Source organism: Oceanipulchritudo coccoides, from assembly GCF_010500615.1.
Lineage (GTDB): Bacteria > Verrucomicrobiota > Verrucomicrobiia > Opitutales > Oceanipulchritudinaceae > Oceanipulchritudo > Oceanipulchritudo coccoides.
Genome location: NZ_JAAGNX010000005.1, coordinates 1 through 1,694, shown reverse-complemented (window position 1 = coordinate 1,694; position 1,694 = coordinate 1). Strand labels below are relative to the sequence as shown.

The window sequence follows — 1,694 nt, the reverse complement described above, 5'->3', positions numbered from 1 at the left end:
TAGGGGCTGTTGACGTTCATCTTGTGTGAATGATGGTTGCCGCGATTGAGATGAAAGCTTTGAAGCTCTGGTCTGACTTGCAGGAACGCATGGCTATCCCTCTGTTTTCCTTCAATTTGCCGAAGTAGTTTTCGATCAGGTGCCGCCATTTATAGGATTCCTTGTCGAACTCCGCCGGAAACTTCCGGTTGGATTTCGGCGGTATGACAGGGATGATGCCGCGATCCTTCAGGTCATTGCGCAGCCAATCCGCGTCGAAGGCCCTGTCTGCCAGCAGATGCCCGGCGGACAGACCGCGGATTAGCGTATCTGTCTCGTGCAGATCGTGGGCTTGCCCGGGCATCAGACAAAAATCGACGAGATTACCGAGCGCGTCAGTCAGAGCCAGTATCTTCGTCGTTATACCCCCGCGCGAGCGACCAATGGCCTGGCATAGAGTCCCCCTTTTGCGCCCTGACCCGAGCGGTGGACCTTGACGATAGTTCCGTCGACCATGGCGTATTCCAGGTCGGCGTCTGAGGCTAGTGCTTTGAACATATGGTAGAAAGTATCCGCTTTGACCCACCTGCGGAACCGCTTGAATACGCTGTTCCATTTGCCGAATTCCCCCGGCAACTCTCGCCATTGCGCCCCGGTGCGCACAATCCAAAGAACTGCCTCCACGAACAGCCGGGGGTCACGCCCAGTTTGCCCTGGATCGGTGGTTTTGCCGAGGCAGTACGGTTCGATAATTGCCCACTGCGCATTGGTTAGGACTCTTCGCGTCAAGGCTGCTCTCCTCTGTTTGCAACCTTGAATCAGAAGTCAGGTGATTTGGGAATCCTGAACGTCAACAACCCCTAGTTATAAAACCCAAAATCCCCTCGCCATTCTGCGCAATCAAGTTTTCTGACATTCTAATAAACTTAACATAATCATCGTGCAGCGAATGTTTTCGTTCGCCAAAATGCTCTCCGTCAACATACTTGTAGTCTTCGATCAGACCGCTTATCCACACGCCCATGTTTTGAGAGATACCTGAATACGGTGGATTGCCAATGACGCACATTATTGGCATATCGCGCTTTATCGTATTGGCTTCTTTGACCTCGTTTGACAACCATTGAGCAAACGGAAGTGACTGGTTGGCTGGCTCGCCTTCTTCCAAAGAATTGGTCAAGTATACAGACAACCGAGGCGGTGTTTTGGTCGGTGTATAACCCATCTCAGCGAGCATCATATCCAACTTCATATGGCACATTGCGTAGGATGCCATCAGCAACTCGAAGCCGTGCAGACGTGGGATAAGTTCCTGTTCGACATAGCCGTTCCACTGTCCCGGTGCTATGCCTTGGATACGTGGTGCAATCTGCTTGATAACCTCTGCCAAGAAAGTCCCTGTGCCAGTCGCAGGATCGAGAACCTGTACTCGATGCACGTCTTTCTTGATGGTGATCGGCTTACCCTTTTTGTCGGTTTGACCAGTGTCCCAGTCCACTGTCACCTTCGACGTATCTGCTAATCCGAGCGGAAGGCCAAACTCAGTTTGAAGGACTTCATCTACCGCTCGCACAATAAAGTTGACGACCGGCTCTGGTGTGTACCAAACGCCTCGGGCCTTGCGTTTCTTAGGATCGTAAGCTGCTAGGAACGTCTCATAGAAATGAAGAAACGGGTCATTGCGTCCGGTTAACTTGCCGAAGCCTTGCATCAAA

At 51.8% G+C, this 1,694-nt stretch carries 1 protein-coding gene and 1 pseudogene; both read right to left on the bottom strand.

Annotated features, from left to right (window positions below; genetic code table 11):
* Positions 1-16: 16 nt before the first annotated feature.
* Positions 17-768, bottom strand: a protein-coding gene (locus G0Q06_RS14170; RefSeq protein ID WP_343203194.1) for an IS5 family transposase whose coding sequence is annotated in 2 segments (ribosomal slippage) — positions 17-435 and positions 435-768 — 753 coding nt in all. Because the reading frame shifts where the segments join, the coding sequence is not laid out codon by codon here.
* A gap of 73 nt (positions 769-841) precedes the next feature.
* Positions 842-1,694 (bottom strand): annotated as a pseudogene (locus G0Q06_RS14165) (N-6 DNA methylase); the annotation flags it as partial.